Annotated in this window: 7 protein-coding genes; all 7 read left to right on the top strand. The window is 36.4% G+C overall.

The window, feature by feature from the left end; genetic code table 11:
* The first annotated feature begins 68 nt into the window (after positions 1–68).
* The 7 genes from PQ463_RS07010 to PQ463_RS06980 all read left to right on the top strand — a co-directional run bounded on the left by PQ463_RS07010 (position 69) and on the right by PQ463_RS06980 (position 18,068).
* The gene (locus PQ463_RS07010) at positions 69–1,250 is read left to right on the top strand and encodes a FecR family protein (RefSeq protein WP_274256952.1); all 1,182 of its coding nucleotides are present in this window, start codon (positions 69–71) and stop codon (positions 1,248–1,250) included.
* 234 nt (positions 1,251–1,484) lie between these two features.
* A complete protein-coding gene (locus PQ463_RS07005; RefSeq protein WP_274256951.1) occupies positions 1,485–4,793 on the top strand; it encodes a TonB-dependent receptor in 3,309 nt (1,102 codons plus the stop codon).
* A 25-nt stretch (positions 4,794–4,818) separates the two neighbouring features.
* The gene (locus PQ463_RS07000) at positions 4,819–6,429 is read left to right on the top strand and encodes a RagB/SusD family nutrient uptake outer membrane protein (RefSeq protein WP_274256950.1); all 1,611 of its coding nucleotides are present in this window, start codon (positions 4,819–4,821) and stop codon (positions 6,427–6,429) included.
* 237 nt (positions 6,430–6,666) lie between these two features.
* Positions 6,667–10,629 (top strand): beta-galactosidase, encoded by a 3,963-nt coding sequence (locus PQ463_RS06995; RefSeq protein WP_274256949.1) that lies wholly within the window; start codon positions 6,667–6,669, stop codon positions 10,627–10,629.
* A gap of 87 nt (positions 10,630–10,716) precedes the next feature.
* Positions 10,717–13,068, top strand: coding sequence for a beta-galactosidase (locus PQ463_RS06990; protein ID WP_274256948.1), 2,352 nt, complete (start codon positions 10,717–10,719; stop codon positions 13,066–13,068).
* A gap of 36 nt (positions 13,069–13,104) precedes the next feature.
* Positions 13,105–16,077 carry a glycoside hydrolase family 2 TIM barrel-domain containing protein gene (locus PQ463_RS06985; protein WP_274256947.1) on the top strand — a complete coding sequence of 991 codons (2,973 nt, stop codon included), beginning with the start codon at positions 13,105–13,107 and terminating at the stop codon, positions 16,075–16,077.
* Positions 16,078–16,202: 125 nt separating this feature from the next.
* Positions 16,203–18,068: a glycoside hydrolase family 35 protein gene (locus PQ463_RS06980; protein ID WP_274256946.1), complete on the top strand. Its 1,866-nt coding sequence runs from the start codon at positions 16,203–16,205 to the stop codon at positions 18,066–18,068.
* Positions 18,069–18,323 lie beyond the last annotated feature (255 nt).

Genomic DNA, 18,323 nt, shown 5'->3' with positions numbered 1-18,323 from the left:
CACTTTAACAACCAAACCTCGTCTTTATAATTGAAGGCATGTTTTGGCATTTCAAAAAACTTGTATGTATGTATCAAAAAGAACAATTTAAAGTACTCATGGAGCAGTTTGTCTCAGGTGAAATTTCATCTGAAGGAAAGGCAACTTTACTTGCTATGCTTGACAATCCTGAATATTCGGAGGAGTTTGATACTATTCTTCGGGAAAATTATGATTCTATTGAAATTCCGCCAGTAAGTCCTGAAACGACGGATAAATTTGTAAGTGAGCTAAGAAAGAAAATGGATGTTTCTCCAGAAGAAGAAGATTCGCAATCATTTGTTTTTAGCTTATTCAATTGGCGAAAAATTGCAGTTGCGGCTAGTCTTTTATTTGCCGTTGGATATGGAATACATTTTTTTACGCAAAATAAAGATAGACAGTCTTTACAATTGGCATCAAAAAAGATCGAAGATAAGGCGCCAGGAAAAACAGGTGCTATACTTACTCTCTCCAACGGTTCTAAAATAGTATTAGACAGTGTTGGAAACGGGTTGTTGGCGAATCAAAGCCATACCACTGTTTCAAAAAAGAATGGAGGACTTGTATATAATGCAGATGACAATGCACAAGTGGTTTACAATACGATGACTACACCAAGAGCTCACCAATATCATCTGCAATTATCAGATGGTACAAAAGTATGGCTTAATGCATCGTCATCAATTACATTTCCAACTTCATTTGCTGCAAACGAGCGAAAAGTTAAAATAACAGGAGAAGTCTATTTTGAAGTAGCCAAAGATAAAACAAAACCATTTAGGGTTTTGGTTAACGATATGCAAGTAAATGTATTAGGAACTCATTTTAATGTAAACGCTTACGAAGATGAGGCAACCATAAATACAACACTTTTAGAAGGAAGTGTGTTAATTACTCAGAACACTAAAAAGATACTTTTAAAACCAGGACAGCAGGCGCAAAAACTTAAATCTGGGGTAATTGCTGTCAATGATAATATAAACACGGAAGAAGTAATGGGGTGGAAAAACGGTTTGTTCTATTTTGAAAATGCAAATCTTCAGAAGGTTTTGCGCCAATTGAGCCGTTGGTATGATGTAGAAGTAGTGTATGAGAAAGGTGTGCCTTCAAGATCATTTGAAGGAGAAATTCAAAGAGATCTTAATTTGTCGCAAGTACTGCGAATTTTAGAAAAAAATAAAGTTCATTTTAAAATTGAAGGTAAGATTTTGAGAGTGATGCCAGATTAAACAAAAGGAATAAATCCTTTTTAAAAATATTTATTTACGATTCATAAAAAAAGCCAGCTAATGTTGGTAGCATTCGCTGGCTTGTTCCTCAAAATTAAGGAACAGTTATGGAAAATAGATAAACAAACCAAGCAAGGAGAATTTAGTATTAACCAAAACCATTACGAAAGTATGAAATTATTACCAAAACCAAAGCCAAAGAAACATTGGCTCTCATCAAAAACCCGGAAAGTTATGAAATTAGCCTCCATACTGGTTGTTGTCATGACTTTACAAGTCTCAGCATCAGTATCATCGCAGACTGTTACTTTTTCAGGAAAAAACGTCGCAGTTAAAAAAGTACTATCAGTCATAAAAAATCAAACGAATTATGTTTTTTTCTATGACGTTGAGATTCTGAAAAATCTTAAACCAATTTCTTTAAACGTAGTCAACGCTCCAATAGAGAAAGTATTACAGCAGACTTTCGCAAATCAGTCTATTACATGGATTATTGAAGGAAAAACAATTTCTTTTGCGCTTAATGCAGAGAAAACGAAGAGCCCTAGTACAGTAATAATGCAAAAGCAGATTAAAGGTAAAGTGCTTGACGATGCAGGGATGCCTATTCCAGGAGCTAATGTTAAGGAAAAAAATGGAACGGCTTCTGTACAAACTGATGTAGATGGAAGCTTTTCTATTACAGTACAGTCATCAAATAGTATTTTGGTTATTTCTTATGTCGGTATGGAAACCAAAGAGGTAAAAGCATCTAGCGAGTTTCTATCTGTTACTTTGACTCCACAAAAACAAAAATTAGAAGAAGTTTTAGTGCAAGTTGCTTACGGAACCCAAAAGAAAAAGACACTTACCGGAGCACAGGCTTCTGTAACCCAAAAAGCACTTGAAGATCGTCCTATTACAAGTTTGACAACAGGTCTTCAGGGAACAATGTCAGGAGTAACCGTTACTACGACCAATGGTCAGCCGGGAAAAGATGGCGCGTCTATAAAAATTCGTGGTATTGGTACTTTAAATAATAGCAATCCTTTAGTTGTAGTTGATGGGGTAATAGCCTCAATGAGTGAGGTGAATCCTTCTGATGTTGAAAATGTAACTGTTTTAAAAGATGCGGCTTCTTCGGCTATTTACGGTTCAAGAGCAGCAAACGGAGTGATTTTGGTTACTACTAAAAAAGGAAAAAAAGGAGGAGTTCAGGTGCATTTTGAATCCAATACAGGAATTCAGCATCTTGGGCCATTGCCAAGTTATTTACCTGCTTGGCAGCAAGCATCAATGTTTAATCAGGCAAAGCTGAATGAAGGAACTTCTGCAGACAATTTGCCGTGGAGTGCAGATAAAATTCAGAAATTAAAAGACGGAAGCGATCCCTATAATTACCCTGATACAGATTGGTTGGGGGCGTTTTATAAACGTGCGGCCTTACAGACCAATCATTATCTTAGAGTAAGCGGAGGCGATGGCAACTCACAATATTCTTTTTCTCTAGGGTATTTTGATCAGAATGGTAATGTTGATGGTTTACGAAACCAAAAATATTCAAGCAGATTCAACATCAATTCAAAAGTGAGCGAAAAGTTAAGTGTCAATGGTAATATTGCCTATCAATATATGCCTACACAGGAGCCAATAAGTTCTTATGCGCCTAGCTTTAGTTCTATGTTAAAGCTTCTTAATCGCATCTCAAATACAGTGGTTAATCAATATCCAAATGGTCAGTATGGTTATGTTGGAGATGGAAACCCTATGGCTTGGCTAGATTCAGGTTCTGAGAATAAAACTATAGCCAATACCCTTACAGCAAATATTGGTGCCGATTGGGAACTTGTAAAAAACTTGCATTTCAGACCAGCAGTGCAATATCGTGGTACGTCAAGCCAAAGAAAACAGTTTATGGAAAAAATCGAGTATTTTAGTCAGACAACTGGTGCGGCAACAAAAACTCAAGGACCTAACCAATTGTACCAAGTTTGGGATAAAAATACCTATTACAATTTACAGGCTTTACTAGACTATAAATTAGATTTGGGAGAAAATCATCATTTGACATTTCTAGGTGGAGCTACGAAAGAATATAGTCTTTATGAATATGTTTCTGCCTACAGACAAGATTTTTTAAATAACGAACTTACAGAAATAAATGCAGGTCCTTCAACTGGACAAAAATCAGAAGGTTATTCTAATGATTGGGCTTTACAAGGCTATTTTGGGAGATTTAATTACAATTATAATGATCGTTATTTGTTTGAAGCAAATTTCAGGTATGATGGTTCTTCTCGTTTTAAAGGAGACAATAGATGGGCGTCATTCCCTTCGTTCTCTGCAGGTTGGAATATTTCTAATGAACAGTTTTTTGAGCCTGTTAAAGATGTAATTAATTCATTAAAATTTAGAGCATCATGGGGTAAACTAGGAAATCAGCAAACAACGGTTAACGGAGTAGCTACGACTTACCCTACTTATGCAACTATTGAATCTGGAGAGGATTACTCTTTCAATCAGTCTTTGGCTCCAGGTATTGCTCCTAATAGTGGTGCCAATAGCGATGCTAAATGGGAAACTACTACGGCTACAGATTTTGGACTTGATATTTCGGTACTAAACAACAGTTTGTCATTTACAGTTGATTATTTTACTAAAGATACAGATGATATCTTAATGACTTTGCCGGTTGGAGAAGTATATGGTTTAAAGGCTCCGATTGTAAATGCTGGTTCAGTATCTAATAAAGGATGGGAATTTTCAGGAAGATACAGTACAAAAATCAATGATGTTAAACTTGATGTTGGGGCAAACCTTACATACATCAACAACGAAATTACCGATTTAAAAGGAGTAGGGCCGATAATCGGTTCTGGAAGTATAACATTTCAGCAAGTTGGATACCCAATCAATTCTTTATACGGTTATAAATGTGAGGGAATCTTCAGAACAAGTGAAGAAGTTGCTAATCATGCAAAACAAAATGCAAATACAGCTCCTGGAGATTTGAAATACGAAGATATTAATCATGATGGTAAAATTGATGCCTCAGACAGAACCTATCTTGGAACTTATTTCCCTAAAACTACATATGGTTTTAATATTGGCGCAACTTACAAAGCGTTTGAGGTCTCTGCATTTTTTCAAGGAGCAGCTGGCGTAAAAGCAAACGTATCAACTATGATTGGACAAATAGGAGGATCAAGTTCTAAACCGACAACAGCATTTTTAGACAACTGGACAGTTGATAATCCAGATGCTTCTTTCCCTAGACTTTGGACTTCGTACAAGCAAAATGATCCAGAAAGCACGCCATCATCTTTTTGGGTAAAAGACGCTTCTTATCTACGTTTGAAATCTTTAATGGTTGCTTTTAATTTTCCAGAAAGTCTGAATAAAAAGCTTGGAATTGCAAATGCTAAGATTTATTACAGTGGACAGAATATTCTAACGTTTACCGATTTTTATTCTTGGATAGATCCAGAAGTAGGTTCGAACGCTAGTATTTATAGCTATCCACAAGTAGTAACAAATTCGATTGGACTTAGTGTCAATTTTTAATTAAAGACTTTTTAAACAATACGTTATGAAGAAAATACTTCTTTTTATATTTTTTGCTGCTATCTCAAGTTTAGGTGGTTGTCAGGATGATTTTTTGGAAAGAACTCCAAAAGATGCTTATAGTGATGCTTCATTATGGTCTTCAAAAGCAGATGCTACAGCAGCTTTAAACGGGTGTTATGCTGGCTGGGAAACTGGATCTGCTATTATTGGCGACGACTGTTTTACAGATAATGGTTTTGATCAGTTTGGCTGGGATGGATATGAACCAATGGCCTCTGGATTAGTAACTCCAGGCGATGAGTGGTTTCCTAATTATTGGAGCTATAAAACCATTCAGCGATGCAACTGGTTTCTTAGTAATGTTGATAAAACACCTGCATCTTCTTTGAACGAAGAATTAAAAAACAGAATGAAATCTGAAGTTCGTTTTTTGAGAGCTTATCAATATTATAAAATGACAAATTATTATGGAGATGTGCCTTTGGTAACAACTGCATTAACTCCTGCTGAGTCAAACACAATTGCTAGAACTCCAAAAGCAGAGGTTGTGGCATTTATTATGTCAGAACTGGATGCAATTGCATCTTTTCTTCCCGTTAATTATTCAGGTGCAGATATAGGGCGTATTACCAGAGGAGCTACACTGGGATTAAAGGCGAGAATTCAGCTTATTCAAGGCGATTTTGCTGGAGCAGCAACAACTTCTGCATTATTGATGTCAGCTCCTTTTACGTATACTTTATTTCCAAATTTTGAAGAGCTTTTTAGACCAATGAATCATGATAATCAGGAAACATTGCTTAATTGCCAGTCTTTAAAAGATCTTAATTCTGAATGGTATCCAATAGTATATGCTCCTAAATCACAAGGAGGATGGAGTTCTTATGCACCAACGCAATCACTTGTTGATACCTATGAAACGATTAATGGAAAAACAATAGAAGAAGATGCGACCTATGATCCATTGCAACCTTACAAAAAAAGAGATCCACGTTTAGACATGAGTATCATTAGACCAGGATCTTTCTATATGGGATCTTATTTTGATCCGTATCAGGGTGATGATGATTACAATTTAGTAATGGATAATACATCGCAAACAGGATATAATCTTAAAAAATACATTTCTAATCTAGACGATTATAGAGGAACAGATTACGGTACTGATATTGACAATGTTGGTGGAGCCATAATGGTAATTAGATATGCAGAGGTTTTACTGACTTATGCAGAGGCTAAAATTGAGTTGAATCAGCTTGATGAGTCTGTATATGATGCCATCAATAAAGTTAGAACCAGAGCCGGAATGCCTAATGTGGACAAAACGGTGTATAATAATCAGTCAAAAATGCGTGAGTTAATCCGTAGAGAGCGAAGAGTAGAATTAGCTTTTGAAGGATTAAGATTTATTGACACAAGACGCTGGAAAATTGCACAAGATGTGATGCCAGGTGTAGTAAAAGGAATTTTAGAAGGATCTGTAGATCATTCAAATGGTAATTTAACATTAATACCTAATACCGTTAAAGAGGTTACAACACGTGTTTTTACCAATCCTAAACATTATGTTCTGCCAATTAAGCAGAATGAAATAGATATCAATAAAAATTTGAAACAAAATGCTGGATACTAGTGTTTTGTAGGTTTTTGTTTTTTTGTTTTTAGTTTTGAATTAAATAGAGAGAGAGGAGCTCCAGCTCCTCTTTTTAATTTTATAGTTTGCCGTTATGGTTTCTCGAAGCAGTTGTGCATAGTACATTTTAATTGCTAAAAGTAGAGAAACTAAAAAATCAAAAGCATAAAAGTTCTATTGTAGAATTGTTGATGCTATGGCGAACTATCAGATAGATAATTTTAATAAAATGCATTTATGAAAAAAGTATTTCTGTTGTTGCTTTTCGTTTTTTCTGCAAAAACAACAATACTTACAGCACAAACAACATTGCCAATATGGACACCCGATAATGGCGACGGGACTTTTAAAAACCCATTGCTGTGGGGTGATTGGCCCGATCCTGATTTGATTCGTGTTGGAGATGAATTTTACTTTGTTTCTACCAGTATGCATTATGTGCCCGGATGTCCAATTCTAAAGTCGAAAGATTTGGTCAATTGGGAAATGGCAGGTTATGCAGTAGATAAATACAATGAAGATCAACGCTACAATCTACAAGGAGGAGACCGATATTTGAGAGGTTCTTGGGCAGCGACAATTCGTCATTATAACGGATTGTTTTATGTCGGGTTTTGTACGCCAAACTGGGATAAAGAAAAAGGGAATTTTTCGATATGTACAGCAAAAAATATCAATGGTCCGTGGACTAGAACTATTTTTCCAGAATATTTATATGACCCAGGTTTGTTTTTTGATGATAACGGAAAAGTATATGTGGCACATGGACAGCAAAAATTGTATATAACAGAACTAAATGCCAATGCTTTATCTGTTAAAACTCCTCAAAAAGAAATTTACGATAATCGAGAGTATCCTTATCTCGAGGGATCGCATATGTATAAAGTAAATGGAAAATATTACATTTTGGGTTCTACAGGTGGCACAAAAGGCCGACAAGTCTGTTTGAGATCTGATAATATTTATGGGCCTTATGAATCTAAAGTAGTTATTAATGATGATCATACTTATCCCGGAAACGGTTTGCATCAGGGCGGAATGGTGCAGTTAAAAGACGGATCATGGTGGTTTATCATTATGCAGGATCGTGGGCCAATTGGCCGTACGCCAAATTTAGAACCTGTGACTTGGATTGATGGATGGCCAATGTTAGGTGTTAACGGCAAAGGAGTGGAAACGCATAAAAAGCCTATTGTCAATGAAACATCTACGATCAAAGTTCCTGCTGCATCTGATGAATTCAACAATTCAAATCTTGGATTACAATGGCAGTGGAATCACAATCCAAATGATAAAAAATGGTCACTTAAAGAGCATAAAGGTTATATGCGATTAAAGGCGTTGAAAGCCAGTAAACTTTACGAAGCCCAAAATACTTTAACCCAAAGAGTTCAAGGACCATATTCAACAGGAACTGTAGAAATGAATGTGAAGGGTTTAAAGGATGGAAATACCGCTGGTTTTGGTATTTTTCAGGTTCCTTATGCGTATGTAGCTGTACAACAAAAAGGAAAAGAAAAAAATCTGGTGATGGTTAATAATGATACTATCATAACATCAGTAAAATTTACAGGAAATACCGTTTGGCTTAAAGCCAATGTAACGCATGAGAACTATATCGCAACTTTTGAATACAGTACTGATGGCAAAAAATTTCAGCCTATCGGGAATACTTTAAAAATGGGACTTGGTTTAGACTGGACAGCCAATCGTTTTGCTTTGTTTAGTTTTAGTACCACAACTGCAGGCGTGGATGGATTTGCCGATTTTAACTGGTTTCATTTCAATAATGAAAACGCATTCAAAAAAGAAGAAGCATCAGTAGTTCCGAAAAAATTTGCGCATCCTGAACGCGTTCGTTATGACGGAAAAGGAATGTATATTGAAGGAAAAGAATTTTTTACCTATAGTGCAGCATTCCATTATTTCCGTTGCCCAAAAGAACTTTGGAGAGACCGGTTTAAAAAAATCAAAGAAGCTGGTTTTAATACTGTCGAGACTTATGTGCCCTGGAACTGGCATGAACGTGAAATGCCAGACAATATTAACGATTATTCTAAACTTGATTTTACAGATTTACTGGCTTGGTTAAAAATGGCGCACGAAGAGTTTGGTTTCTATACCATTGTTCGTCCGGGGCCTTTTATTTGTGCTGAGTGGTCAGGAGGCGGTTATCCGCAATGGCTGGCAAAATACAGTCCGGGAAAAGAAACTTTTTGGCTTCGCAGTGCCGATCCCGAACATATAAAGTGGTCACAGCATTGGTATAGTGCCGTATGCAAAGCATTAGAAAACGAACAAATTTCGCGTAAAGCAAAAGGAGAAAAAGGCATTATTCTGTTACAGATCGAAAACGAATACGATGCTGATGAATCCTCAAACAAAGAAGTTCTTTTAAAAGGACTTTACAAATCAGTTAAAGAAAACGGAATTGATATACCGATGTTTACTTGTCTGACCAATGAATGTCGTAACAGTAAAGATGTCGAACTTTCTCAGGTTTTTGATTGTGATAATTATTATGTAGGTCTTAATGAAGCTCCGGGTTGTGCTATTAGAATGGCAGATCTGAGAAATAAACAACCTAATGCACCTGGATTTGTAACCGAACTTCAGGGTGGATGGTTTTCTTTGGTTAATGGAAGATTGAGCGAAGATAATTATTCAGATGCGCGTCATTACAAAGCAATCAATCTAATGAGTTTATTAGGAGGAGCTTCTGGAATAAATGCTTATATGTTTTTTGGCGGAACCCATTTTGAAGGATGGGGAGCCCGCGGCATGACAACTTCATACGATTATAATGCACCCATTAGAGAAAATGGAGATCTAAGTGCTAAATATTACGTTGCAAAAGAAATTGGAGATTTCTTAAAATTATATGGCACAAAATTAATGCAATCTGAAGGCGGACCATGTGATTTGAGTATAGATGGGAAACCAGCTCCGAAAAATCTTTTTGGTGGAGTTCGTATGGCTGCCGATGGAACAAAATTTGTCTTCCTGCATAATACAGATGATAAAAATCCGATATCAGGAAAAGTAACTCTTATTCCAGGAAAAATCAATAGAAGCAGCGAGCCAATTTATAACATTAATCAGAATGGGGAGAAAGTCTTAATTGAAACGACAGGAGCAAATTCAAAAGAAATTGTAAATATTCCTGCCTTGGATGTTGATTTCAAACTAGCCGATCTCGATGCAAAAGTATTGGTAATTCCGCCCGGAAAAAATCCTTCGGAAGGCGAGTGGTGGCCAAAGAATAATACTATTGAAAAAAAGAATTCAGCTCAGAAAAGCATTCGTATTTCAAAAGTATTAATGAAAGATGATCCGAAAGAAAGTGCGGTATGGGAGCCTTTGAAAGCAGCAACTTCGCTTTCAGAAAACGGAGTAAATGATTTTAGATACAGCTATTATAAAACAAGCATTACACTTACAAGAGAACAGGCAATTAGTCAAAATAAGCTATTGTTCAATATGTTTACCCGTGACATTGTTAATGCAGAGGTAAATGGGCAAATGGCCAAAAGAATAGCTCCGGATAAAGCCGATGCGCAATCTTGGCCAACCCGTGATTGTTTTATCCGTATTGGATCAGAGGTGTTTGACAATCAGTTTGACGTGTCGGGATTATTGAAAGAAGGAAACAACGAAATTATAGTAGTTTATGAAAACTTAGGACATGCACATGGTTATATGCCAATGGAAGAATTGGCGGGTATAAGACGTGCAGGTTTATCTGATTCTACGGCTAAAATAAACTTCGAACTGAAATGGGAAATTGCTAAAGATTTAGGGGGTATTACAGCAGGATTTACCAAACCAGAATTGAAAACTTCTAAATGGAAAAAAATTAATCTTGACACCACTACAGAACTTTTGAAGAAAGGAAACGGAGCTCCAGTTAAAGCAGATCCCAATAATTTAGTTACGTGGTATCGAACAGAATTTGAACTTAACGAAAATGCTGATGCTGAAAAAACATGGAAACTTTTAATTAATGCTTCAGGTAATGGCTATATGTATTTGAACGGACATAATATTGGCAGACATTGGGAGGCGGGGCCGCAACGCGAATTCTATTTGCCGGAATGCTGGCTTCGTTTTGGAAAGAACGAAAAAAATGTCATCAGCATTCAGCTTCGCCAAACCATAAATGGTGCAGAGATAAAAGGAATGGAAGTAAGAGAATATTGATTAGTAGAAAGTGGTTTAGTATTATAACCAGTTCTTTAATCATAAAAAAGGTAAAATCAATTATTGATCTGTCTAAAAAATGTAATAATGAAAAACACAATTGCACTTTTAACCTTGCTGTTTATTGTAGGAACAGCTTCATCACAAAATAAAACAGCAAGTCAACTATCAGTAAATCAGACAGCCAATTTCGAAATAGGAGAAAATGATTTCATGCTTAACGGAAAGCCATATGTTGTAAGATGTGGTGAAATGCATTTTGCAAGAATTCCTAAAGAATATTGGGTGCATCGTTTAAAAATGGCAAAAGCGATGGGATTAAATACGGTTTGCGCCTATTTGTTTTGGAATATGCATGAGCCAGAACCGGGAAAATTTAACTGGACAGGAATGGCTGATGCCGCTGAATTTTGCAAACTGGCACAACAAGAGGGATTGTACGTTATTTTGCGTCCGGGGCCTTATGCTTGTGCAGAATGGGATTTTGGCGGTTTTCCGTGGTGGCTTCTTAAAAAGAAAGACATTAAACTTCGCACGCAAGATCCTTATTATTTGGAGCGCTGTCGCATATATTTAAAAGAGGTCGGACGCGTTTTGGCTCCATATCAAATCAATAACGGAGGCAATATTATAATGACTCAGGTAGAGAACGAATATGGTTCTTATGGAACAGATAAAGAATATTTGGGTAAAATAAGAGATTATTTGAAAGAGGCAGGTTTTACTGTTCCGCTTTTTACTTGTGATGGGCCTTCACAGTTAAAAAATGATGTGAGAGAGGATATTTTTAGTGTAGTAAACTTTGGAGGAAATCCTGAATCGGCTTTTAAATCATTAAGAGAAATTCGTCCTAAAGGTCCTTTAATGTGCGGAGAATATTATCCCGGTTGGTTTGACTCTTGGGGAACTAAGCATCATACGGGTTCTGTTGACAATGTAGCAAAAGAAATAAAATATATGTTAGACCATAAAGCGTCTTTCAGTATATACATGGCTCATGGCGGTACTACATTTGGAATGTGGACAGGTGCTAACAGTCCTCCTTATTTGCCTCAGACTTCAAGCTATGATTATGATGCTCCAATAAGTGAAGCAGGGTGGGATACAGAGAAGTTTTATGCTTTGCGTAAACTATTTGCAGGTTATTTGCAGGAAGGAGAAACATTGCCAGAAGTTCCTGCGAGAAATAAAGTCATCAAAATACCAGAATTTGCGACGACAAAAATAGCCCCTTTATTTTCTAATCTGCCTGATTTTATTGAAGACAGAATTCCGCAGAACATGGAAGAATACAATCAGGGATTCGGAAGTATTTTGTATCGAACAACATTGAAGGGAGGAAAAGCAGCTACTTTAAACATAAAAGAAATACATGATTATGCATGGATTTTTATTGATGGAAAAAAAATAGCAAGTCTTGACCGAAGAAAAGAAGAAAACAGCTGTCAAATACCTGCCACAAGAAAAGGAGCTGTTTTGGATATTTTGGTTGAAGCAACGGGCAGAGTAAATTATGGCGGTGCATTACATGATAGAAAAGGTATTACTGAAAAAGTATTTCTAACCGATATTGATTCAAAAAGTATTGATTTATATAACTGGAAAGTTTTTCCAATTGCCTTAAACAATAACAAAACTCCTGACCATTTAAAATTCGAAACAGGAAATACAACAATGCCAGCCTTTCATAAAGGAAACTTCACACTAGATGAAACAGGCGACACATTTCTAAATGTATCTACTTGGGGTAAAGGTTTGGTTTGGATAAACGGGCATTGTTTAGGGAGATTTTGGAATATTGGACCTACGCAATCTATGTATGTTCCAGGACCTTGGCTTAAAAAAGGAAATAACGAGGTGGTTGTTTTAGACTATATGGGGCCTTCAAAAAATATACTGTCAGGAATGGAGCTTCCTATACTTGATGCTTTAGCGCCTTCTTTAGTAAGAACAAAGCACAAAAAAGAGAATCAAAAATTGCAGTTGCAAAATCAGGTGCCTGCATTTATTGGTAAAGCTAAACCTTCGATTGAATGGCAGGAAGCAAAGTTTAAAAGTGTAAATGGACGTTATGTATGTTTTGAAGCTTTAAACGGATATCAGGAAAAAAGCCCTTACGCTTGTTTAGCCGAATTATATCTTTTTGACGAAAATGGAAAAGAAATTCCGCGTGCCAAATGGAAAGTGGTTTATGCTGACAGCGAAGAAATAGAAAGCGAAGACGGAAAGGCAGATAATGTGTTTGATTTGCAAAGTACCACGTATTGGCATACGCAATATTCAGAAACAGAAGACAGGTTCCCTCATCAGATCGTAATTGATTTAGGGAATATTAAAAGCATTGGCGGAATGAAATTTCTTCCACGTCAAAATTCTCCAAACGGACAAATAAAAGAGTATAACATTTATATCAGCAAAGAACTGTTTAAGGGTTTATAAGCTGAAGATTGTTTAGTCCTAAAAATTAAAATGATTATGTTCAAAATCAATCAATATTTGGTTCTGTTATGCCTCTTTTTTTTGCAGAATAATGTAGGAGTATTTGCTCAGAAGTCAGCATCAAAAAGAATAACGGTATCTGCTAAAAATCCTAGGAATGCTTTAAATTTAAATACCAACTGGGCTTTTTTTAGAGGTGATGCCAAGGGAGCAGAAACAGTAAATTATCAGGACAAAGACTGGGCTTCGATCAGTATTCCGCATACCATGCGTCTTGAAAAAAAACACAATGGAGGCAATGCCATTTATCAGGGAATTGGCTGGTATCGCCGTTATTTTAAATTGGATAAACAGAATCAAAACAAAAGAATCACCTTAAGCTTTGAAGGTGTTCAAATGAATTGTGAAGTGTTTTTGAATGGAGAAAAACTTACAACGCATTATGGTGGCTACCTTGGTTTTGTGATCGATATAACCAATAAGGCTAAGTATGATAATAACAACGTTTTGGCCGTTAGAGTTTCTAGTGAAAATGATCCATTGACACCTCCAGGAAAACCACAATCCGGATTGGATTTTTACTATTATGGTGGAATTTATCGTAATGTAGATCTTATTGTAACAAATAAACTGTATGTCTCAGATCCGCTCGAAGCAAATAAAATTGCAGGAGGAGGACTTTTTATTACGTACCCAAAAGTGAGTAATGATAAAGCAGAAGTAACCATAAAAACACATGTTGTCAATCAGACCAAAGAAAATAAACCAGTTCTTTTAAAAACAACTATTAGGAATAAAGAGGGAGTAGAAGTTGCAAAGATGAGCACTGTAGAATCTTTTTTTGGAGAAAAAAACTTTTTGCAAAATCTTACTGTTTTAAAGCCAAAATTATGGCATCCGGATCATCCTTATTTGTATCAAGTCGTTTCTGAAATTTATGAGGGAAAAGAGCTTATAGATGTGAAGACAACAAAAATAGGAGTCCGTACTATTTCTTTTAAATCACCGACAGGAGAAGCAGACGGTTTTTATATCAATGGCAAAAAGCTCTATCTGCGTGGAGCAAACCGCCATCAAAGTTATCAGAATATTGGAGATGCAGCATCAAATTCGATGCAGTACCGCGATGCTTTACAAATCAAAAAAGGAGGGTTTAATGCTGTAAGAGCGTCTCATTATCCTCAATCTCCAGCTTTTTTAGATGCTTGTGACGAGATTGGTTTGCTGGTTGTTGAATGTGAGCCGAGCTGGCAGTTTTTTAATAAAGATTCTGTTTTTATAGCACGCACGCATCAAAATGTGAGAGAAATGATTAGAAGAGACCGTAATAGGCCTTCGGTATTTTTATGGGAAACTTCTCTTAACGAATCACCTACACCAGATTATTGGGCAAAAGAAATAGTAAAGATTGCGCATCAGGAAATGCCAAACGATCAAATGTTTACTTCTGATGATTTCTTTGCAAAAGGGAAAAAATTCTATGATGTAAGTTACAAAGTAATTAACGAAGATGGTACAGATCCTATGATTACAATGCCTTCACTTACTCGTGAATGGGGGGACACTTGGATGGCAGATCCTGAAAAAGAAAATGGACTTAGAGCTTCGCGAATTTATACCGAAAAAGGACTTTTAGCACAATGTTATTTAAGACAAAATGCACTTAACGGAAGTATGCTCGAAGAAGAAGGCGCCTACTGGGATCATGCCAGACTCGATGCCAATAAAAGAATTGGAGGATATTTCTTGTGGAGTTACAACGATTACACGAGAGGAACCGATAGCATCACGGCTTTTAGCGGAGTGGTCGATATAGACCGTTACGAAAAATTTGGATACTATCAGCTTAAAGCGATGCAGGATGCTCGTAACTCTGTTTATGGGCCAATGGTATATGTGGCCAGTTACAATAATCGCCCAGATCTGGATTCGGTTATAACTGTTTTTTCTAATTGTGATAAGGTTCGATTATATCGAAATGATGTATTTGTCGGTGAAATGACAAGAAGGGAGAATGCCAAAACAGCTCCTTTTGTATCAGCCAAAGGCGGAAGCCCGTATTTTAAGTTTAGGACAAAAGGTTATCAAGCTGGTGAATTAAAGGCGGAAGGGATAATCGATAAAAAAGTTGTTTGTTCTCATGCTATTAAAACTCCGGGAGAAGCCGATCATCTTGAAATAGAAGTCGCAGATCGTGGAATTAATCCAATCGCCGATGGCTCTGATATGGTTCCTTTTTATATTAAAGTTTGTGATAAAAACGGAACTGTTCTCAGTAATAAAAATGCATTAGAAACGTATCAAGTTAATGTAGAAGTTTTAGGAAACGGAAGATTGATTGGCGCAAATATTCCACGCGTTAAAATAGCTACACAACAAACAGAGGGCGGAATCGGGTATGGAATAATCCAGACAACGAATCAAGCTGGAGATATTGTAATAACAGCTTCCAGTCAAGGGCTTAAATCAGCCAAAACAGTTATTAAAACGGTTCAATACCAAGGAGAATATGTTCCCGACGGTGATCATGCAAAGTGGGACGAAGAGAAAGAAACCAGTAGTGAGCAGTCATTTTCAAATAAAACAAAATCAGAAGCATTGCCTCCAGTCATAAAACTTGTTGCAAATCAAGTAAGTTTTTCAACTAAAATCGATAACAAAGGATTGGAGAATATTTTAGACGCAAATCCGTCGACATTGTGGTCGTCTTCAAAAAAAGATTTACCAGTTGTAATGCAAATAGATTTGGGAAAAAAAATGATGTTGCAAGGAAGTAAAATCGTTTGGGGAAAAGATAGCGATTGGTATACCTATTCTCTAGAAGTCTCAGAAGATGGTGCAAAATGGGCTAATGTGTTTAAGGAAATAAAAGTTTCTGGTCAGGATTACAAACCTTTACTATTTAAGTATGAAAACATAAAATATGTGAGAGTAATTATTTTGGATGTACAGCCTGAGAATAGTAAAGCAGCAATCAAAGACATAGAATTATACGGTGTTCCAATGTAAATGAGAAATTTTTATAGAGGTTCCATAAGTACGAAAATGAACCAAAGTAAACCCTATTAATAATAACAGAAAATTGAAATAAAACAGTGTTTTAAAAAAATATATAATAATCTAAATATCATCAAATGAAAAAAAGTCTTTTTATTTTATCTGTTTTCCTTTTGCTGGTCGGAAAAGCAAATGCGCAAACAAAACATACATTTGCTATTAAAGACAGCAATTTTGTATTAGACGGCAAGCCTATTCAAATTCATAGTGGCGAGATGCATTACGCCAGAATTCCTAAAGAATATTGGCGCCATCGCTTGCAAATGATGAAAGCCATGGGATTAAATGCCGTGGCAACGTATGTTTTTTGGAATTATCATGAGACCGCTCCCGGAGTATGGGACTTTAAAACCGAAAATAGAAACGTAGCTGAGTATATCAAGATCGCTCAGGAAGAAGGGCTTTATGTAATATTGCGTCCTGGTCCGTATGTGTGTGCCGAATGGGAGTTTGGTGGCTATCCTTGGTTTTTACAAAAAGTACCAGACATGGTAATTAGAGGAAATAACAAACAGTATTTGGCAGCGACAAAAGCATATTTCACAGCACTTTATGGACAGGTGAAAAATTTACTGGTAACCAATGGCGGACCAATTATCATGGTTCAGGGCGAAAACGAATTTGGTTCGTATGTTGCGCAACGCAAAGATATTTCGATAGAGGAACATAAAAAATATAGCGCTGCGGTTTTCCAACAGTTAAAAGATGTAGGTTTTAATGTGCCATTTTTCACATCAGACGGAAGCTGGTTATTTGCTGAAGGTGCACTTCCAGGGGCTTTGCCAACGGCTAACGGAGAAGACGATGTTACGAAGTTAAAAGAAGTAGTAAACAAATTTAATGGAGGAAAGGGGCCTTATATGGTTGCCGAATTTTATCCGGGCTGGTTGGATCATTGGGCAGAACCTTTTCCAAAAGTAAGTGCAGAAGAAGTGGCAAAACAAACTAAAAAGTATCTTGATGCTGGCGTTTCTTTTAACTATTATATGGTTCATGGAGGAACAAATTTCGGATTTACCTCTGGTGCTAATTATGACGGAAATCATGACATTCAACCTGATTTAACTTCCTATGATTATGACGCTCCAATTAGTGAGGCGGGCTGGGCAACCGAAAAGTATAATGCTCTTCGAGATTTATTAAAAACAGCAAATACACCTAATGTTCCCGCAAAAATTAATGTCATTGCAATACCAGAAATCAAATTAACTAAAGCAGTCGCTTTAGAATCGTTGAAGAATAAAATTAAACCGGTAAACAATGAAAAACCGATGACTTTTGAAGAATTGAATCAAGGGTACGGTTATGTTTGGTACAGCAAAAAATTCAAACAGCCTATTAGCGGGAAATTAGAGCTAAAAGGACTTCGCGATTATGCTATTGTTTATGTTAATGGACAAAAAGTTGCTGAGTTGAATAGTTATTACAAAAACTATGAATGTACGATTGACGTTCCTTTTAATGCAACTTTAGACATTATCGTTGAAAACATGGGGCGTATTAATTATGGAGCAAAAATCATAAATAGTACAAAAGGTATAATTTCGCCTGTAATCATCAACGGGCAAACCATAACTGGCGACTGGAATATGTATCCTTTGCCAATGGATAAAATGCCAAATCTTGTTGAGGCCAAAAACAATGCAAAAGCGGGACAGCCTGCTCTTTATCAGGGGACTTTTAATTTGACTAAGAAAGGAGATACTTTTCTTGATATGCGTGATTGGGGTAAAGGTATTGTATTTATCAACGGAATCAATATTGGACGTTACTGGAGTGTTGGGCCACAACAAACCTTATATGTGCCAGGATGTTGGCTGAAGGAGGGAACTAATGAAATTGTAATTTTTGAACAAAAAAATGACAAAATTCAAACAAGTGTGAAATCGACCGAAACTCCAATTCTAGAGGACTTACAGCCTGAAAAAGGTGAAGTTAAGTAAGAATGATTATTTTTCGTAAATAACAAAAAAGGCTTTGATTTCTGATGAAATCAAAGCCTTTTTATGATATAAGAGAAAGTTTAATCTGTAGAGATATACCGCAGTGCGTCTACGCAACGTATATCTGCAATACATTAGACGCACTGCAGTGCGTCTCTACCTTGTGTCTTTGCGAATGTTTTTTTCTCTCACAGCTTCTAAAATCCTTTTAATCTTGATAATCTGTGGCTAAAAAAAACTTTGCGATTTGGCGAC

It is taken from the genome of Flavobacterium sp. KACC 22763, assembly GCF_028736155.1.
GTDB lineage: Bacteria > Bacteroidota > Bacteroidia > Flavobacteriales > Flavobacteriaceae > Flavobacterium.
This window is presented reverse-complemented; position numbering and strand designations above follow the sequence as displayed.

Coding starts and splice junctions, on each gene's coding strand:
- PQ463_RS07010 (WP_274256952.1), top strand. CDS start 69: ATGTATCAAAAAGAACAATTTAAAGTACTCATGGAGCAGTTTGTCTCA.
- PQ463_RS07005 (WP_274256951.1), top strand. CDS start 1,485: ATGAAATTAGCCTCCATACTGGTTGTTGTCATGACTTTACAAGTCTCA.
- PQ463_RS07000 (WP_274256950.1), top strand. CDS start 4,819: ATGAAGAAAATACTTCTTTTTATATTTTTTGCTGCTATCTCAAGTTTA.
- PQ463_RS06995 (WP_274256949.1), top strand. CDS start 6,667: ATGAAAAAAGTATTTCTGTTGTTGCTTTTCGTTTTTTCTGCAAAAACA.
- PQ463_RS06990 (WP_274256948.1), top strand. CDS start 10,717: ATGAAAAACACAATTGCACTTTTAACCTTGCTGTTTATTGTAGGAACA.
- PQ463_RS06985 (WP_274256947.1), top strand. CDS start 13,105: ATGTTCAAAATCAATCAATATTTGGTTCTGTTATGCCTCTTTTTTTTG.
- PQ463_RS06980 (WP_274256946.1), top strand. CDS start 16,203: ATGAAAAAAAGTCTTTTTATTTTATCTGTTTTCCTTTTGCTGGTCGGA.